Below are 16,340 nucleotides of genomic sequence, written 5' to 3' on the forward strand. Positions count from 1 at the left end.
TCGGGACCGGCGCAGTGGGTCCCGAGGGCTGGATGGAGGCGGCAGGGCCGGAGGGTCAGACCCGGCGCAGTACCGCGACGACCTTGCCGAGGATGGTCGCCTCGTCGCCGGGAATCGGCTGGTAGGCGGCGTTGTGCGGGAGGAGCCATACGTGGCCGTCCTCGCGCTTGAAGCGCTTGACGGTGGCCTCGCCGTCGAGCATGGCGGCGACGATGTCGCCGTTCTCCGCGACCGGCTGGCGGCGGACCGTGACCCAGTCGCCGTCACAGATGGCGGCCTCGATCATCGAATCGCCGACGACCTTGAGTACGAAGAGCTCGCCGTCGCCCACGAGCTGGCGGGGGAGGGGGAACACGTCCTCGACGGACTCCTCGGCGAGGATCGGGCCGCCGGCCGCGATCCGGCCGACCAGGGGAACGTAGGAGGCGGCGGGCTTGCCGGTGGTGTCCGTGGGCTGCGAGCTGGGCTGGTCGGAGCCGCGCACCTCGTAGGCCCTGGGACGGTGCGGGTCGCGGCGCAGGAAGCCCTTGCGTTCGAGCGCCATCAGCTGGTGCGCCACCGACGAGGTGCTGGAGAGGCCGACCGCCTGGCCGATCTCCCGCATCGACGGCGGGTAACCCCGCCGCTGCACGGAGTCGCGAATGACCTCGATGACCCTCCGCTGCCGGTCCGTGAGTCCGGAGCTGTCGGCGCGGATGCCTGGAGGTCGACCTGGCAGCGAGCGGGCGGGGCGTACGGACTCCGCCTCCGGGTTCAGGTTTGCGTCGTTCATGGCATGCACCGGCTCGAGTCGGCTCTGGGAGCGGTTCTGGGCAGTGATGGTGGCACTGTCTGCGGTGGTGGTCACGTCGGCCCCTCTCGAAATGTTCTCCCTAGCTGGACAACGGTAGTAGCTTTCGAAAGGTTGCGCCAAACACACGTTCGAGTGAAAAATCGCAGATCGTCCCGCGTGGGCACATCAAGAGGTGTATGGACGATCGGTCTGCCGAACGCGGGTTCGGCTCGGCATCCGCTGCTTACGGTACCCTTCCCGGTCGGGTCGCCACCTTCCGGGTCTCCGCCCAGTGTGGCACCGGGAGGGCTCGTATCCGGCTATCGGACGCCGCGACACGCGGAGCCGGGAAAATCCACCACAACCCAAGATCTAGTGGTTGGATGAGCGCTGCCACCCAGAAGTTGTGGTCCTCGGGTCTGCCGAGGGTCCCGGCATCGCATATGCTTGTGGCTGCTTCACGAGCCCCCCGACAGAGCCCGTCTCTGCCGTTCCGGGGACCCGTGCGGTGATTCAGTCGTGCCAAGAGGGAGGGTGAGGGAACCATGCACTGCCCCTTCTGCAGGCACCCCGACAGCCGCGTCGTCGACAGCCGCACCACGGACGACGGCACGTCGATCCGCCGGCGCCGTCAGTGCCCCGACTGCTCCCGTCGCTTCACGACGGTGGAGACGGCCTCGCTGATGGTGATCAAGCGCAGCGGGGTGACCGAACCCTTCAGCCGTACCAAGGTCATCTCGGGCGTGCGCAAGGCGTGCCAGGGACGGCCGGTCACCGAGGACGCCCTCGCCAAGCTCGGCCAGCGGGTCGAGGAGGCGGTGCGCGCCACCGGGAGTGCCGAGCTGACCACCCACGACGTGGGTCTGGCCATACTCGGCCCGTTGCAGGAGCTCGACCTGGTCGCGTACCTGCGCTTCGCGTCCGTGTACAAAGCTTTCGACACCCTTGAAGACTTCGAGACCGCCATCGCGGAACTGCGCGAGCCGCGGCCTCACCCCGAAGAGTGCGAGCCCGGGGGGGCCGGTTCGGTCCCCGTGCCCGCCTCCGCCGCCGACTGACCGGACGGCCCGCTCCGCACGGCGTTCGGAGCGGCCGGTCGATCCGGCGAAGAAGACGTAGATACAGATACACAGCACCGTGCCGCGGAATAACGCTGGCACTTTAGGGCGTTTTTGCCCGCATATGGGAGGCGGCATGACAGAGACGGCGAGCAGCTCGGCACGTGGTTCCCGCGCCAAGGGGACCAAGGCCGCCAAGGGCGGCCTGCGTATCGAGCGCATCCACACCACCCCGGGCGTGCACCCGTACGACGAGGTGAGCTGGGAGCGCCGTGACGTCGTCATGACCAACTGGCGCGACGGCTCGGTCAACTTCGAGCAGCGTGGCGTCGAGTTCCCCGACTTCTGGTCGGTGAACGCGGTCAACATCGTCACCAGCAAGTACTTCCGCGGCGCGGTCGGCACCCCGCAGCGCGAGACCGGTCTGAAGCAGCTGATCGACCGGATCGTGAAGACCTACACGAAGGCCGGCGAGGAGAACGACTACTTCGCGTCGCCCGCCGACGTGGAGATCTTCGAGCACGAGCTCACCTACGCCCTCCTGCACCAGATCTTCAGCTTCAACTCCCCGGTGTGGTTCAACGTCGGTACGCCCCAGCCGCAGCAGGTCTCCGCCTGCTTCATCCTGGCCGTCGACGACTCCATGGAGTCGATCCTCGACTGGTACAAGGAAGAGGGCATGATCTTCAAGGGCGGCTCCGGCGCCGGCCTGAACCTCTCCCGCATCCGCTCCTCCAAGGAGCTCCTCTCCTCCGGCGGCAACGCCTCCGGCCCGGTCTCCTTCATGCGCGGCGCCGACGCGTCCGCCGGAACGATCAAGTCGGGCGGCGCCACCCGCCGCGCGGCCAAGATGGTCGTCCTGGACGTGGACCACCCGGACGTCGAGGCCTTCATCGAGACCAAGGTGAAGGAGGAGGAGAAGATCCGCGCCCTGCGTGACGCGGGCTTCGACATGGACCTGGGCGGCGACGACATCACGTCCGTCCAGTACCAGAACGCCAACAACTCCGTCCGCGTGAACGACGAGTTCATGACGGCCGTCGAGAACGGCACCAAGTTCGGCCTGCGTGCCCGCATGACCGGCGAGGTCATCGAGGAGGTCGACGCCAAGGCGCTCTTCCGCAAGCTGGCCGAGGCCGCGTGGGCCTGTGCCGACCCGGGCATCCAGTACGACGGTGTGATCAACAACTGGCACACCTGCCCCGAGTCCGGCCGCATCACCGCGTCGAACCCGTGCAGCGAGTACATGCACCTGGACAACACGTCCTGCAACCTCGCCTCGCTGAACCTGATGAAGTTCCTCGACGACGACGGCAAGGGCAACCAGTCCTTCGACGCCGAGCGCTTCGCCAAGGTCGTCGAGCTTGTCATCACCGCGATGGACATCTCCATCTGCTTCGCGGACTTCCCGACGCAGAAGATCGGCGAGAACACCCGCGCCTTCCGCCAGCTGGGCATCGGCTACGCCAACCTCGGCGCCCTGCTGATGGCCACCGGCCACGCGTACGACTCGGACGGCGGCCGCACCCTCGCCGCGTCGATCACCTCGCTGATGACCGGCACCGCCTACAAGCGCTCCGCCGAGCTGGCCGCGATCGTCGGCCCGTACGACGGTTACGCCCGCAACGCCGACGCCCACAAGCGCGTCATGAAGCAGCACGCCGACGCCAACGCCGTCGCGCCGCGCACCGAGGACCTGGACAACGCGATCTGGGCCGCGGCCACCGAGGCCTGGCAGGACGTCCTGCGCCTCGGCGAGAAGAACGGCTTCCGCAACTCCCAGGCCTCGGTCCTCGCGCCGACCGGCACCATCGGTCTCGCGATGTCCTGCGACACCACCGGTGTCGAGCCGGACCTGGCCCTGGTCAAGTTCAAGAAGCTCGTCGGCGGCGGCTCGATGCAGATCGTCAACGGCACCGTCCCGCAGGCCCTGCGCCGCCTGGGCTACCAGGAGGAGCAGATCGAGGCGATCGTCGCCCACATCGCCGAGCACGGCGTGGTCGTCGACGCCCCGGGTCTGAAGACCGAGCACTACGAGGTCTTCGACTGCGCCATGGGCGAGCGCTCCATCTCCGCGATGGGCCACGTCCGCATGATGGCCGCGATCCAGCCCTGGATCTCCGGTGCGATCTCGAAGACGGTCAACATGCCGGAGTCGGCGACCGTCGAGGAGATCGAGGAGATCTACTTCGAGGCGTGGAAGATGGGCGTCAAGGCGCTCGCTATCTACCGCGACAACTGCAAGGTCGGTCAGCCCCTCTCCGCCAAGAAGAAGGAAGAGGAGAAGGAGGAGGTCACCGCCAAGACGGAGGACACCATCCGCGCCGCCGTCGAGAAGGTCATCGAGTACCGCCCGGTCCGCAAGCGCCTCCCGAAGGGCCGCCCGGGGATCACCACCTCCTTCACGGTCGGTGGCGCCGAGGGCTACATGACGGCGAACTCCTACCCGGACGACGGTCTGGGCGAGGTCTTCCTGAAGATGTCCAAGCAGGGCTCGACCCTCGCGGGCATGATGGACGCCTTCTCGATCGCCGTCTCGGTCGGCCTCCAGTACGGCGTGCCGCTGGAGACGTACGTCTCGAAGTTCACCAACATGCGCTTCGAGCCGGCCGGCATGACGGACGACCCGGACGTGCGGATGGCGCAGTCGATCGTCGACTACATCTTCCGCCGCCTGGCGCTGGACTTCCTGCCCTTCGAGACCCGCTCGGCCCTCGGCATCCACACCGCCGAGGAGCGCCAGCGCCACCTGGAGACCGGCTCCTACGAGCCCCTCGAGGACGAGCTGGACACCGAGTCGCTCGCGCAGTCGGCCCCGCTGGCCGCGGTGCCGTCCGAGCCGAAGCCGGTCGCGGCCGCCGTCCCGGTCCCGGCCCCGAAGACCGCGCACAGCAACGCCGAACTGGTCGAGATGCAGCTCGGTGTCTCCGCTGACGCCCCGCTCTGCTTCTCCTGCGGTACGAAGATGCAGCGCGCAGGCTCCTGCTACATCTGCGAGGGCTGCGGCTCCACCAGCGGTTGCAGCTGACCTGTAGCCCATCACGAAGGGGACCGGCCGAAAGCCGGTCCCCTTCGTCGTGTCCGTGGCCGTGTCCGTGGCTTGAACGGGACGATGGCCGGATCTTCGTGGTTTCTGCCAGTACGACGGTCCGTCAGGCTCCGTAGAGACTGCCAGTCAGAGGCCGCGGCACGCCCCGGGGGACGGGGGCCGTGGCGAAGGCGTGTCGCAACGGGGAGAACAGCACCATGGGTGTACAGCAGTATGACGAGATCGGTGAGGCGTTCGAGGGATTCAAGGCCCTGCCGGTGGTGAAGTACGGGGAGGTGCCCAGCTTCCTGGGCATGGTCGGGGACGTGACGGGCAAGTCGATCCTCGACCTGGCCTCCGGTACCGGTTTCTACAGCCGGGAGTTCAAGCGGCGCGGCGCCGCGGACGTGCTCGGAGTCGAGATCTCCGGTGAAATGGTCGCCGTGGCCCAGGGGTTCGAGGAGCGCGATCCGCTGGGCGTGCGCTACGAGGTGGGGGACGTGGCCGAATTGCGGCCCCTCGAGGAGCGCTTCGACATCGCCGTGGCGGTCCAGTTGCTCAACTACGCGGAGGACATCGCCACCATCGAGCGGATGTGCCGCAACGTGCACCGGAGCCTGGCGCCCGGCGGTGAGTTCTTCCTGTTCAACCAGTCGCCCGACTACGACTTCGACGGGCCTTCCCTGGCCAAGTACGGCTTCACCACCGAGCTGACCGGTGAGGAGGTCGAGGCCGGACTGCGGGTCCGGACCACGGCGCTGCTCGAGCCGCCGGTCTCGATCTTCGGCGTCTTCCCGCGCCGCGAGGTCTATGAGAAGTGTCTGCGGGCGGCCGGGTTCAGCGAGCTGACCTGGGTTCCGCTGGAGGTGTCCGAGGCCGGCGTGCGCGAGTTCGGTGCGGAGTACTGGGAGGACCTCCGGTCCAACCCCCCGCTGGTGATGCTGCGCTGCCGCGCCTGACGACCGGCCGGACGAGGGGAGGCCACCGTCGGTGGCCTCCCCTTCGTCATGCCCGGGCAGCGGCCCGGGCGCGCTCCATCTCGTTGATGTGGGTCTCCGTCCACCGGCGCAGGTCGGCGTGGCGCGTGGTGCCTTCGAGCAGCGCGTCGACGATCAGGATCGTCCACTTTCCGGAGACGTGGTCGAGGACCTGGACGCGCGGGGTCTGCTGTGCGAGTACGCGGTCAAGGACGCCGTGATCGCCGCCTCCTTCCTGATGCCGGCCGCGACGGAGCGGGGGCGGGCCACCTCGCCGATGAACGGCTGGGACGAGGAGGAGGTGAAGAAGGTGATCGGTATCGACGGCCGCGAGGACCTCGCCGTCGCGCTGCTGGTGTCGCTCGGTCACCCGGCCGAGGCGCGGCGGCATCCGGGCCGCAGGCCGGTGGGCCGGAACGTCTTCCGCGAGCGGTGCGGGCATCCAGGTATTTAGCTAATTAGCTCATGTGCTAAAAAGATCCCATGGTTGAGAACACCGAGACCGACGACGAGGCCGGCGTCTTCCGGGCGCTCGCCGATCCCACGCGGCGTCAGATCCTGGAGGACCTGCGCGGCGGGGAGATGGCGGCCGGGGAGATCGCCGGCCGGTTCCCGATCAGCGCTCCCTCCGTGTCACGGCACCTCGGGGTGCTGAAGTCGGCGGGGCTGGTGCGGGAGCGGCGGGACGGCAACCGGATCCTCTACACGCTCGTGGAGGAGCGGCTGGCCGCCTGCGTCGGGCGGTTCCTCAGCATGGTGTGCCCGGAGCAGATCGTGCTCCGGCACCAGCGGCGCAAGGGCGAATCCGGGGAGGGCGCGCAATGATCGGTCCGAAGATGGCGAGCGTCATCGAGCGAAGGCTGCTCGTGAACTACCGGGTGGAGCCCGAGGTGGCGGCGCGGCTGCTGCCGGCCGGGATGCGGCCGCAGCTCGCGGGCGGCTGGGCCGTCGCCGGAATCTGCCTGCTGCGGCTCGGCGACACCCGCCCGCGCTGGGCACCCGCCGGCACCGGCATGCGCAGTGAGAACGCCGCGCACCGGATCTCCGTCGAGTGGGACGGCCCGGACGGGCCCGAGGCCGGCGTCTGGATCCCGCGGCGCGACAGCGGCTCCCGCCTCAACGTCCTCGCGGGCGGCCGGTTGTTCCCCGGAGCGCACGGCTCCGCCGTCTTCGACGTCCGCGAGACCCCGGGGGAGATCGGGGTCGCGTACGAGACGAAGGACGCCTCCACCCGCGTACGGGTCGTGGCCCGGGCCGCCGACGAACTGCGCGGCAGCCTGCTCTTCGGCGACCTGGCCGAGGCCTCCGAGTTCTTCCGCCTGGGCGCCCGCGGCTACTCGCCCGCGCGCGCCGCGGGCCGGCTCGACGGGATGCAACTGCACACCGACGCCTGGCGGGTGGAGGCCACCGAGGTCACCCGCGCCGAGTCCTCCTTCTTCGAGGACCCCGAGCGCTTCCCGCCGGGCACGGCCCACCTCGACCACGCGCTGCTGATGCGCGACGTACCCGTCGAGTGGCACCCGCTGGACCCCGCCGCCGACACGGGGTGCGCCGCGCCCGCCGCGTGAGCGTTTCCCGCTGCAGCTCGCCGTATACGACCGGGAGTTCGGGTTTCGGCCGACCGAGCGGGATGCGGCCGAACCCGTGGTGATCAACCGCGCCGGGGACTGACCCGGGCGGCGCCGGGACCGTACGATGGCGCCGTGCTGGTCAAGTGGATTCGCTGCACGGTGACGGACCGACGCGGGTTCGAGCGCGGGCAGCGCAAATGGGCGGGGTTGCCAGGCGAGCCGGGCTTCCGGGGGCAGGGCGGCGGCTGGAGCCGGGGCCGGCAGGGGGTCGCGCATGTCTTCACCTTCTGGGAGAGCCGCTCCTTCTACGACTCCTTCATGGCCCGTGCGCACGACCGGCTGGCCGCCGCCCAGAACGGCACCTACACCGATCTGCGGGTCACCCTCTTCGACCACCGCTTCGACGTGAAGACCGGCTTCGAGCCGCGCTTCACCGACGCCGACGTCGTCCGGGTCGCGCACACCCGGGTCCGGGAAGGCCGGGTCGAGCACTTCGCCCTCATGCAGGAGAAGGTGTGGAATCCGGCCATGGCGGGCTCTCCCGGCATGATCCGCGGCCTCTTCGGGGAGGCACCGGGCCGGGAGTTCCTGGTGCTGTCGATGTGGCACGCGGCCGCCGAACACGGCAAGTACCGGCAGGAGCGGGTCGAGCGGCTCTCCCTGCGCGCCCAGATCCAGGCCGATGTCGAGGCCCTCACCGGTGACGTCGTCGACCTGGAGCCCTCCTGGACGGTATGACCGTACGACGACCGTACGAGCTCCGGCCGCTCGACCGGCGTGCCCGGTCCGCGGGCGCTCCGGTGGCCGAATAGGGTCGTGGGATGGTTCGACCACGGCGCATCGTCCTTGTCCGGCACGGGGAATCGGAGGGCAATGCCGACGACTCGGTGTACGAGCGGGAGCCCGACCACGCCCTGCGGCTGACCCGGAACGGCCGCGAGCAGGCCGCGGCGACCGGCGTAAGGCTGCGCGAGCTCTTCGGCGACGAGACGATCAGCGCGTACGTCTCCCCGTACCGCCGGACCCTCCAGACCTTCCGGGAGCTGCGCCTCGACCCGGCGCGGGTCCGGATGCGCGAGGAGCCCAGGCTGCGGGAGCAGGACTGGGGCAACTGGCAGGACCGGGAAGACGTACGGCTCCAGAAGGCCTACCGGGACGCGTACGGGCACTTCTTCTACCGCTTCGCACAGGGCGAGTCGGGAGCCGACGTGTACGACCGGGTCGGCGCCTTCCTGGAGAGCCTCTATCGCAGCTTCGAGGCCGAGGACCATCCGCAGAACGTGCTGCTGGTGACGCACGGACTGACCATGCGGCTGTTCTGCATGCGCTGGTTCCACTGGTCGGTGGCCGAGTTCGAGGCCCTGTCCAATCCGGGGAACGGCGAATTCCGGGTGCTCATGCTGGGCCCCGACGGCCGGTACCGGATGGACCGCCCATTTGAGCGGTGGACCACACCCGAGCCCTACGACCTGGACGGCTAGAGTGACCCGCGATGACCCCTGACTCCACTCCCGAACGGCGCTACGCACGCGCCCTGGCCAGCCTCCGAGGGCTGGCACTGGGGGACGCCCTGGGCTCCCAGTACTTCGTCCCCGTCAACTACCCGCTGCTCAAGCGGCGTGAACTGCCCGTCGCCGAGACCTGGCAGTGGACCGACGACACCGAGATGGCCTGCTCGGTGGTGGCCGTGCTCGCCGAGCACGGACGCATCGACCAGGACGCGCTCGCGAGCTCGTTCGCCCACCACCACGACTTCGACCGGGGCTACGGGCCCGCGGTCAACCGGATGCTGCGCCTGATCCGGGAAGGCGAGGACTGGCGCACGCTGGCCGCTGAACTCTTCAACGGGCAGGGCTCGTGGGGCAACGGCGCCGCCATGCGGATCGCGCCGCTGGGCGCCTGGTACGCCGACGATCCCGAGCAGGCCACGCACCAGGCGGAGATCTCCGCCTACACCACCCACCAGCACCGCGAAGCCGTCTGCGGAGCCATGGCCGTCGCCGCGGCGGCCGCGCTCGCGGCGGCGACGGACGCCCCGCCCAAGGCCGCAGACCTGCTGGACGGGGTGATCGCGCTGGTGCCGCGCAGCGCGGTGGGCGCCGGGCTGCGGCGGGCGCGGGACATGCTGGACTACGGCGACGCGACCACGGTCGCCGCGGTACTGGGCTGCGGGCGGCGCACGAGCGCCCACGACACCGTGCCGTTTGCCCTGTGGTCGGCGGCGCGGGCGCTGGACGACTACGAGCGGGCGTTCTGGACCACCGCGCAGGTGGGCGGCGACGTCGACACGACCTGCGCGATCGTGGGCGGAGTGCTCGGGGCGCGCGGGGAGGCGGTGCTTCCGGCCGGGTGGCTGGCGCGCACCGAGGCCCTGCCGACGTGGGTGCCGGAGTCGCCGTCGCGGTAGGCGGGTTGGTTGCCCGGCGGCGGTCTCCGCCGCCGGGCGAAGTATCCCGTTCCGATTGTCACGGTCCTGCCACAGAGCTCTTTTGATCCTGTTCAAAACTGCGGGGTGTCGGCCTACGCTGTCCGCTTCGCCGCCTCCACCGGAACTCCGGGGGCGGCCGACAGGGGAGGGGTACCGATGTCAGAGCAGACCGACGGGGTGGACGGAGCCGAGGCCGCAGCCGCGGCCGGGGAGGCCGGGCCGGGTCCCGGGACGCAGGCCGCGGCCGCCACCCCGGGGGCCGGTGCGCCGTCGGGCGGACCCGGGACGCCCGCCGCGGCCGCCGCCTGGCAGGAGCAGCAGCGGCGTTACGCCACCGCCCGTGCCCAGGCCGCCGAGCCGGCCGCCTGGGTCGTGGCCATCCGGCCCGCCGGGGCCGCGCCCATCCGGACCGCGACCCTCCTCGCAGCCCTCGCGGCCGGGCTCGCGGCCGCCCTGCTCCTCGGTGACGGCCTGGGCCCCGGCCTGCTCCTCGCCGTGGTGCCCGCCGTCGTCGCCGCCTACGCCGCCGCCCGCGCTGCCCGTCGTACGGCCAGGCCCTGGACCGTGGTCTGGGCCATCGGCTGCCTCGCCCTCCTCGCCGTGCCGGCCCTGCGCGACTCCGCCTGGCCTGCCACGCTCGCGATCCTCTCCGCCATCCTGCTCGGCGCGCTGGCCCTGCACGGCAGCCGCACCTGGCATGGCGTGCTGCTCAGCCCGTTCGGCTTCCTCGATGCCGCCGTCTCCGGGGTCGGCTGGGCGTGGACCGGCCTGCGCTCACGCAGCGGCGTCAGCAAGGACCGCTGGCTGCCCGTGGCCAAGGCAGCCCTCGTCGCCGTGGCCCTCCTGGTGCTCTTCGGCGCGCTGTTCGCGTCCGCCGACGCCGCCTTCGCCGATCTGCTGGGCGGTCTGACCCCCGATGTCTCCCTCGGGGACGGGCCCGTCCGGTTCCTGCTGTTCCTCCTCGGCACCCTCCTCGCGCTGGCCGCCGCGCGCACCGCCGCGGCCCCGCTGCGCTGGGACCGGATCGAGGTGGCCCCCGGCAAGCCGAGGTCCCGAGTCGAATGGGCCCTTCCGCTCATCGTGCTCAACCTGCTGTTCGCCGGCTTCAACGCCGTACAGCTCGCGGTCCTGTTCGGCGGCTACGACAAGGTCCTGGCGAGCACCGGCCTGGGTCACGCCGAGTACGCCCGGCAGGGCTTCTGGCAGCTGCTCTGGGCCACCCTGCTCACCCTGGTCGTGATCGCGCTCGCCCTGCGCTGGGCCCCGCGCTCCGGAGCCGGTGACCGCCGCTTCGTCCGCGTCGTGCTCGGCGTGCTGTGCGCGCTGACGCTGGTCGTCGTCGCCTCCGCGCTGCGCCGGATGGACTTCTACGTGGACGCGTACGGGCTGACCCGGCTGCGCGTGTCGGTGGCCGCCATGGAGCTGTGGCTCGGGCTGGTCATCGTACTGATCATGGCGGCCGGGGTGTTCGGCGCCCGCTGGCTGCCGCGCGCGGTCGCGGGCAGCGCGGCGGCGGCCGTCCTGGCCTTCGGCCTGCTGTCCCCGGACGGGATGGTGGCCGAGCGGAACGTGGCGCGGTTCGAGCAGGACCACAAGATCGACCTGGCCTATTTCCAGTCCCTGTCGGCGGACGCCGTGCCCGCCCTGGACAAGCTGCCCGAGCCCCACAGGTCCTGCGCCCTGCGCGGGATCAACGACGAGATGTCCAGGGCCGGCTCCGTCCCCTGGTACGCGATGAGCCTGGGCGAGTACCGGGCCCGGCAGATCCTGCGCGAGCGCCCGGTGACGGCCCCGTACGAGGTCTGCTCCCGGCTGCGGACCTTCGGCGACCGCAGCGAGCTCTGAGGGGCGCCGTCGTAGGGGGGCCCGGGCGCGGGACCGCTTCCCGCGCCCGGGCCCCCGTACGTCCGGCGGTGGTCAGGCCACCGGACCGGCCTTCTCGGCGGCGCCGTTGAGGGCCTCCAGGTCGCTCTTGCGCACCCGGATCACCAGCAGCGCCGTGGCCAGGGCCAGGCCCGCCATCGCCACGGCGGCGGCGAACGCGGTCGAGATGCCCTGGGTGAGCACGAGGTCCCCCCACGGGTCGGGCAGCCGTCCGCTCTCCTTGAAGGCGGCCAGCGCGCCCGGATCGGCCTGGGCCATGAATGCGGGCACCTGCCGCTTGGCCTCGTCGCGGCTGGCCGTTCCGAACACGGTGACCAGGATGGACAGGCCGAGTGAACCGCCGACCTGCTGGCTGGCGTTGAGCAGCCCGGAGGCCGCGCCCGCCTCCTTCGGCGCCACCCCGGAGACGGCGGTGAGCGTGAGGGTCACGAAGTTGAGGCCCATGCCGAAGCCGAACAGGAGCATCGGCCCGAGCACGCCGGCGACGTACGAGGAGTCGGTCCGGATGAAGGTGAGCCAGGTCAGGCCGGTGCCGACGAGGGCGGTTCCGGTGACCATGAACGGCTTCGGGCCGAAGCGCGGCAGGAAGCGCTGCGAGAGGCCGGCGGCCGTGATGATGGCGACGGTCACGGGCAGGAAGCCGAGCCCGGACTGGATCGGGGAGAAGCCGAGCACGTTCTGCACGAACTGGACGATGAAGAAGAACATGCCGAACATCGCGGCGGCCAGGCCGAGCATGATCACGTAGGTGCCGGAGCGGTTGCGGGCGGCGAACATCCGCAGCGGGATGATCGGTTCGCGGGCCCGGGACTCGATGGCCACGAAGAGCCCGAGCAGAACGACGGCCGCGGCGAACGAGCCGAGGGTGAGGGCGTCGCGCCAGCCGTCCTCGGAGGCGCGGATGAACCCGTAGACGAGCGAGGCCATGCCGAGGGTGGAGGTGAGGGCTCCGGCGATGTCGAAGCGGCCGGGGTGGCGTTCGGACTCGGTGATGTAGAGCGGGGCGAGGAACGCGATCAGCACGCCGATCGGGACGTTGACGAAGAAGACCCAGCGCCAGTCGAGCCACTCGGTCAGCATGCCGCCGGCCAGCAGGCCGACGGCGCCGCCGCCCGCGGAGACGGCGGCGAAGACCCCGAAGGCCCGGTTGCGCTCGGGGCCTTCGGCGAAGGTCGTGGTGATCAGCGCGAGCGAGGTCGGGGAGGCGATCGCGCCGCCGACCCCTTGCAGGGCGCGGGCGGCGAGCAGCTGCCAGGGCTCCTGGGCGAAGCCGCCCAGGAGGGAGGCGAGCGTGAAGAGCAGGATTCCGGCCATGAACACGCGGCGGCGGCCCAGGATGTCTCCGGCCCGGCCGCCGAGCAGGAGCAGGCCGCCGAAGGTGAGGGTGTAGGCGCTGAGCACCCAGGAGAGGTCGGTCGTGGAGAAGGCGAGGGCGGTCTGGATGTGCGGGAGCGCGATGTTCACGATCGTCGCGTCGAGGACGACCATGAGCTGGCAGGCCGCGATGACGGCGAGCGCCACTCCGGGGCGCCCTTCCCGGCGGGCCGCGCCCGGTATCCGGGGTGTGGTGAGTTGAGAGCTTGTCACTGAGGATCCCCCCGAAGTGAAATAGTGAACGCATCCGTTCACTGTGGGTCTACGGTAGGAGCGGATGCTTAGTGAACGCAAGCGTTCACTAAGGCTGAAAATGCGTGCGGGGGGCGCGCGGTTCGGTCGGAGGATGAGGACATGGTGGGTTCGCGCTGGTCGACGGCGTCATCGGGGCGCAGGCGCGGCCCCGAACTCGAACGGGCGATTCTCGACGCCGCGTTGGAACAGTTGAGTACGGTCGGCTGGAACGCGCTCACGATGGAGGGCGTCGCGGCCGGCGCGCACACCGGCAAGGCCGCGCTCTACCGGCGCTGGCCCTCGAAGGCGGACCTGGTGGCCGATGCCCTGCGGACCCGGCTGCCCGAGATGGGGGAGATCCCCGACAGCGGATCGATCCGCGAGGACCTGTACCTGCTGTGTGCGCGGATGCGGGACGTCATGCACTCGCAGGCCGGTCAGGCACTGCGGTCCGTCCTTCACGAATGCGATCACGTGCACGCCGACCGCTTCCACGGGGTCATCTGGTCCGGCCTGCACGAGCCGGCGCAAGCGCTGATCAGGGAGCTTGTGCGGCGGGGAATCGGGCGGGGCGACGTGCGAGCGGACGCGACTGGTCCGTTTGTCGTGGATGTCATTCCCGCGATGCTCATGTACCGCGCGAAGGTGTGCGGGAGCGAATGGGGGGATCCGGACATCGGAGAGCTGATCGACGAGGTGATGGTCCCGCTGCTCAGGAGGTGAGACGCGGCCCCGGTCGTACCCGGGGCGGGGTGTGCAGGCGGCGCGGGGCGGCGTAACCTTGCTGGCGCCATGCCGTACGAAGCACCCACCCACACCGTCGAACGCTCCCTCCGTGCAACCACCGGCGCCAAGGTCATCGCCGGGGTCGACGAAGTCGGACGAGGGGCCTGGGCCGGTCCCGTCACCGTGTGCGCGGCGATCACCGGTCTGCGCCGGCCACCCGCCGGACTCACCGACTCCAAACTGCTCACCCCCAAGCGGCGCGATGCTCTCGTCGACGTCCTGGAGGACTGGGTCACCGCGTACGCACTCGGGCACGCCTCCCCGGAGGAGATCGACGAGCTGGGGATGACCGCCGCACTGCGCCTCGCGGCGGAGCGCGCCCTGGGGGAGCTGCCGGTACGGCCCGACGCGGTGATCCTCGACGGCAAGCACGACTATCTCGGCCCGCCCTGGCGGGTCCGTACGGTGATCAAGGGCGATCAGTCGTGCGTCGCCGTCGCCGCGGCCTCGGTCATCGCCAAGGTCCGGCGCGACCGCATGATGGCCGCGCTGGGTGAACAGGGCGGTGGAATCGAGGACTTCGCCTTCGAGGCCAACGCCGGATACCCCTCGCCCGTACACCGGGCGGCTTTGGAGGAATGGGGGCCCACCCCCTACCACCGGCTCTCGTGGTCGTACCTCGACGCGCTGCCCCGGTGGCGCCATCTGAAGAAGGTGCGCCGCAGCGGGGAGTCGGTGGAGCTGGAAAACGGAGGCCAACTCGGCTTCGATTTCTGATCGCACCCATGTGCCACCGACCGGTACGTTTCGTACCGGTGTTTGATAGACAACACATCACGCCTCTCACCCCCGCCATCGAGGAGCCTCAGATTCACGAGAGTGCCCAGGGTCCCCGCGTCACGCCGGCCGCGAGCCGCACCGCGCAGACCCCCCGCCCCGTACCTGGTCCGCGTCCCGTAGCCGTACCGCGGCCCGGACGCCCCGGTCCCGTCAGGCCCGCACCGCCCGCGCAGCGTGCGCCGCAGGCCACCCCCGGACCTGTTCCCGCAGCCCCCACCGCACCGTCCGTGTCGGCGGCGGTGCCGCAGATCCAGCTGATCCCGGCCTCCGCCGAGGGTGCCCTGGACGCGGCCGAAGAGGCCGTCGACCTGCTGCTCGACACCGGGCGCGCGCCCGGCGACATCCTGGTGCTCACCAGTGGCGACCCGCACCCGTGGGCCGCGCACGAGCTGTCCTTCGGCGAGGCCGCGTACTGGGCCCAGCACGACGCCGGGGACGACGTCTTCTACGCGGACGCGGCGCAGGTCCAGCGCGCCGCCGGCCGTCCCGTCGTGGTCTTCGCGGTCAACGGCGGACCCGTGGAGTCCCTCACCGGCGCCCTGCCGGTCGCGCTCGCCCGGGCGGGCGCACTGCTGATCGTGTGCGGTGACCCGAAGCAGATCAACTCCGTGCTGGGTGCGGGCGTCTGACGCCCCGTACGCCAGCACGGGCGAGGGGCGGGGCGGGCCTCGGCCGGCCCCGCTGAAGCCCGACGGCTGATCCGCCGTACGCCCGCTCCAGGGTGTACGGCCGTGAGGCCTGCCCGGAACCGGTTCGCCGGCGTGGCCGGTTGCCGTGGCTACGGGGTCAGCGCGCGGCGGTCCGGCGCAGGGCCTCGGCCGCGCCGCCGCCCGTGTGCAGCGCGAGCGGAGCGAACTCGGCCACGGTGTCCCCGAGCCGCTGGGGTCGCGACTCCGAACTGGGCCGCCGGCCGCCCCGGCCTTCGCCAAGCACCTGCCAGCCGCCGCGGGTCAGGGTGATGTACGCGCCGCAGCGCAGTCCGTGCAGGGTGCAGGCGTCACGCAGCCCCCACATCCACGCCCCGTCCTCCTCGGTCCACCGCTCGTCGCCCTCGCGGCAGTAGAGCAGCACCGCGGTCCGCACCGGGGTGCGGCGCCGCAGGTCGTGCGGCAGGACCCGGCGCAGCCGGGACAGCAGGGCGTTGCGGTACTCCCAGCCGTCGGCCGAGACGGACCGCTGCACGAACGAGGCGCTGGCCACGAGCTCCTCCTCCGGACCGAGGACGGCGATGACCGCCGTCGAGGGCACCGGGCTGTGCCGGGAGTGCAGCCCGCTGACCACCTCGCGCGGATTGCGCAGCAGCGGGATGCCCGCCGCCGTCCATTCGGCGGGTTCCAGCAGTCGGCCGTGCCGACTGGCGCCGCCGGTGGCCGTTGTCAGGGACGTGGTCGAGGGCGGGGCGAATCCGAAGGTCACGGTCCTCCCTTCGGGTACACGCCCGCGGACGG

Annotated in this window: 16 protein-coding genes; 13 read left to right on the forward strand and 3 right to left on the reverse strand. The window is 71.0% G+C overall.

Annotation, left to right across the window (positions count from 1 at the left end; translation table 11 throughout):
* Positions 1 to 55 precede the first annotated feature (55 nt).
* On the reverse strand, positions 56 to 847 hold the full coding sequence (gene lexA, locus ACGFYU_RS29540) for a transcriptional repressor LexA (protein WP_393830352.1): 792 nt from the start codon (positions 845 to 847) through the stop codon (positions 56 to 58).
* A gap of 470 nt (positions 848 to 1,317) precedes the next feature.
* Between lexA and nrdR the strand changes: the two genes are divergently transcribed.
* The 10 genes from nrdR to ACGFYU_RS29590 all read left to right on the forward strand — a co-directional run bounded on the left by nrdR (position 1,318) and on the right by ACGFYU_RS29590 (position 11,679).
* Positions 1,318 to 1,830, forward strand: coding sequence for a transcriptional regulator NrdR (nrdR, locus tag ACGFYU_RS29545; RefSeq protein ID WP_393830353.1), 513 nt, complete (start codon positions 1,318 to 1,320; stop codon positions 1,828 to 1,830).
* Between the two features lie 136 nt (positions 1,831 to 1,966).
* A complete protein-coding gene (locus ACGFYU_RS29550; protein ID WP_393830354.1) occupies positions 1,967 to 4,858 on the forward strand; it encodes a vitamin B12-dependent ribonucleotide reductase in 2,892 nt (963 codons plus the stop codon).
* 218 nt (positions 4,859 to 5,076) lie between these two features.
* A complete protein-coding gene (locus ACGFYU_RS29555; protein ID WP_393830355.1) occupies positions 5,077 to 5,817 on the forward strand; it encodes a class I SAM-dependent methyltransferase in 741 nt (246 codons plus the stop codon).
* An 88-nt stretch (positions 5,818 to 5,905) separates the two neighbouring features.
* Entirely contained in the window at positions 5,906 to 6,289 is a 384-nt protein-coding gene (locus ACGFYU_RS29560; RefSeq protein ID WP_393830356.1) for a nitroreductase family protein, read from the forward strand.
* A 29-nt stretch (positions 6,290 to 6,318) separates the two neighbouring features.
* Positions 6,319 to 6,660 carry a metalloregulator ArsR/SmtB family transcription factor gene (locus tag ACGFYU_RS29565; RefSeq protein ID WP_393830357.1) on the forward strand — a complete coding sequence of 114 codons (342 nt, stop codon included), beginning with the start codon at positions 6,319 to 6,321 and terminating at the stop codon, positions 6,658 to 6,660.
* A complete protein-coding gene (locus ACGFYU_RS29570) occupies positions 6,657 to 7,403 on the forward strand; it encodes a DUF2071 domain-containing protein (RefSeq protein ID WP_393830358.1) in 747 nt (248 codons plus the stop codon). The genes ACGFYU_RS29565 and ACGFYU_RS29570 overlap by 4 nt, the downstream gene beginning before the upstream one ends.
* Positions 7,404 to 7,538: 135 nt before the next feature.
* Positions 7,539 to 8,144 (forward strand): YdbC family protein, encoded by a 606-nt coding sequence (locus ACGFYU_RS29575; protein WP_382636215.1) that lies wholly within the window; start codon positions 7,539 to 7,541, stop codon positions 8,142 to 8,144.
* Positions 8,145 to 8,227: 83 nt separating this feature from the next.
* A complete protein-coding gene (locus ACGFYU_RS29580; RefSeq protein ID WP_393830359.1) occupies positions 8,228 to 8,887 on the forward strand; it encodes a histidine phosphatase family protein in 660 nt (219 codons plus the stop codon).
* Positions 8,888 to 8,898: 11 nt separating this feature from the next.
* Entirely contained in the window at positions 8,899 to 9,813 is a 915-nt protein-coding gene (locus ACGFYU_RS29585; RefSeq protein ID WP_393830360.1) for an ADP-ribosylglycohydrolase family protein, read from the forward strand.
* 177 nt (positions 9,814 to 9,990) lie between these two features.
* Entirely contained in the window at positions 9,991 to 11,679 is a 1,689-nt protein-coding gene (locus ACGFYU_RS29590; RefSeq protein ID WP_393830361.1) for a DUF4173 domain-containing protein, read from the forward strand.
* A 72-nt stretch (positions 11,680 to 11,751) separates the two neighbouring features.
* Here the strand turns inward: ACGFYU_RS29590 and ACGFYU_RS29595 are convergent, their stop codons facing one another.
* Positions 11,752 to 13,305: an MFS transporter gene (locus tag ACGFYU_RS29595; RefSeq protein WP_393830362.1), complete on the reverse strand. Its 1,554-nt coding sequence runs from the start codon at positions 13,303 to 13,305 to the stop codon at positions 11,752 to 11,754.
* Positions 13,306 to 13,446: 141 nt separating this feature from the next.
* Here ACGFYU_RS29595 and ACGFYU_RS29600 point away from each other — a divergent pair, with 141 nt between their 5' ends.
* The 3 genes from ACGFYU_RS29600 to ACGFYU_RS29610 all read left to right on the forward strand — a co-directional run bounded on the left by ACGFYU_RS29600 (position 13,447) and on the right by ACGFYU_RS29610 (position 15,521).
* Positions 13,447 to 14,049: a TetR/AcrR family transcriptional regulator gene (locus tag ACGFYU_RS29600; RefSeq protein WP_393830363.1), complete on the forward strand. Its 603-nt coding sequence runs from the start codon at positions 13,447 to 13,449 to the stop codon at positions 14,047 to 14,049.
* A 69-nt stretch (positions 14,050 to 14,118) separates the two neighbouring features.
* Positions 14,119 to 14,829 carry a ribonuclease HII gene (locus tag ACGFYU_RS29605; RefSeq protein ID WP_393830364.1) on the forward strand — a complete coding sequence of 237 codons (711 nt, stop codon included), beginning with the start codon at positions 14,119 to 14,121 and terminating at the stop codon, positions 14,827 to 14,829.
* An 8-nt stretch (positions 14,830 to 14,837) separates the two neighbouring features.
* Complete coding sequence (locus ACGFYU_RS29610; RefSeq protein ID WP_393830365.1) at positions 14,838 to 15,521, forward strand: hypothetical protein; 684 nt, start codon at positions 14,838 to 14,840, stop codon at positions 15,519 to 15,521.
* 157 nt (positions 15,522 to 15,678) lie between these two features.
* On the opposite strand, the gene ACGFYU_RS29615 is transcribed toward ACGFYU_RS29610, so the two are convergent.
* Entirely contained in the window at positions 15,679 to 16,308 is a 630-nt protein-coding gene (locus tag ACGFYU_RS29615; protein ID WP_393830366.1) for a hypothetical protein, read from the reverse strand.
* Positions 16,309 to 16,340: the final 32 nt, after the last annotated feature.

Origin of the sequence: Streptomyces sp. NPDC048337 (assembly GCF_043201175.1) — a bacterium.
Lineage (GTDB): Bacteria > Actinomycetota > Actinomycetes > Streptomycetales > Streptomycetaceae > Streptomyces.

What these genes read in the sequence shown, in the direction of transcription:
- ACGFYU_RS29610 (WP_393830365.1), top strand. Translation starts at nt 14,838, where the DNA reads ATGTGCCACCGACCGGTACGTTTCGTACCGGTGTTTGATAGACAACAC.
- ACGFYU_RS29550 (WP_393830354.1), top strand. Translation starts at nt 1,967, where the DNA reads ATGACAGAGACGGCGAGCAGCTCGGCACGTGGTTCCCGCGCCAAGGGG.
- ACGFYU_RS29570 (WP_393830358.1), top strand. Translation starts at nt 6,657, where the DNA reads ATGATCGGTCCGAAGATGGCGAGCGTCATCGAGCGAAGGCTGCTCGTG.
- ACGFYU_RS29585 (WP_393830360.1), top strand. Translation starts at nt 8,899, where the DNA reads ATGACCCCTGACTCCACTCCCGAACGGCGCTACGCACGCGCCCTGGCC.
- ACGFYU_RS29590 (WP_393830361.1), top strand. Translation starts at nt 9,991, where the DNA reads ATGTCAGAGCAGACCGACGGGGTGGACGGAGCCGAGGCCGCAGCCGCG.
- ACGFYU_RS29605 (WP_393830364.1), top strand. Translation starts at nt 14,119, where the DNA reads ATGCCGTACGAAGCACCCACCCACACCGTCGAACGCTCCCTCCGTGCA.
- ACGFYU_RS29565 (WP_393830357.1), top strand. Translation starts at nt 6,319, where the DNA reads ATGGTTGAGAACACCGAGACCGACGACGAGGCCGGCGTCTTCCGGGCG.
- ACGFYU_RS29555 (WP_393830355.1), top strand. Translation starts at nt 5,077, where the DNA reads ATGGGTGTACAGCAGTATGACGAGATCGGTGAGGCGTTCGAGGGATTC.
- ACGFYU_RS29580 (WP_393830359.1), top strand. Translation starts at nt 8,228, where the DNA reads ATGGTTCGACCACGGCGCATCGTCCTTGTCCGGCACGGGGAATCGGAG.
- ACGFYU_RS29600 (WP_393830363.1), top strand. Translation starts at nt 13,447, where the DNA reads ATGGTGGGTTCGCGCTGGTCGACGGCGTCATCGGGGCGCAGGCGCGGC.
- nrdR (WP_393830353.1), top strand. Translation starts at nt 1,318, where the DNA reads ATGCACTGCCCCTTCTGCAGGCACCCCGACAGCCGCGTCGTCGACAGC.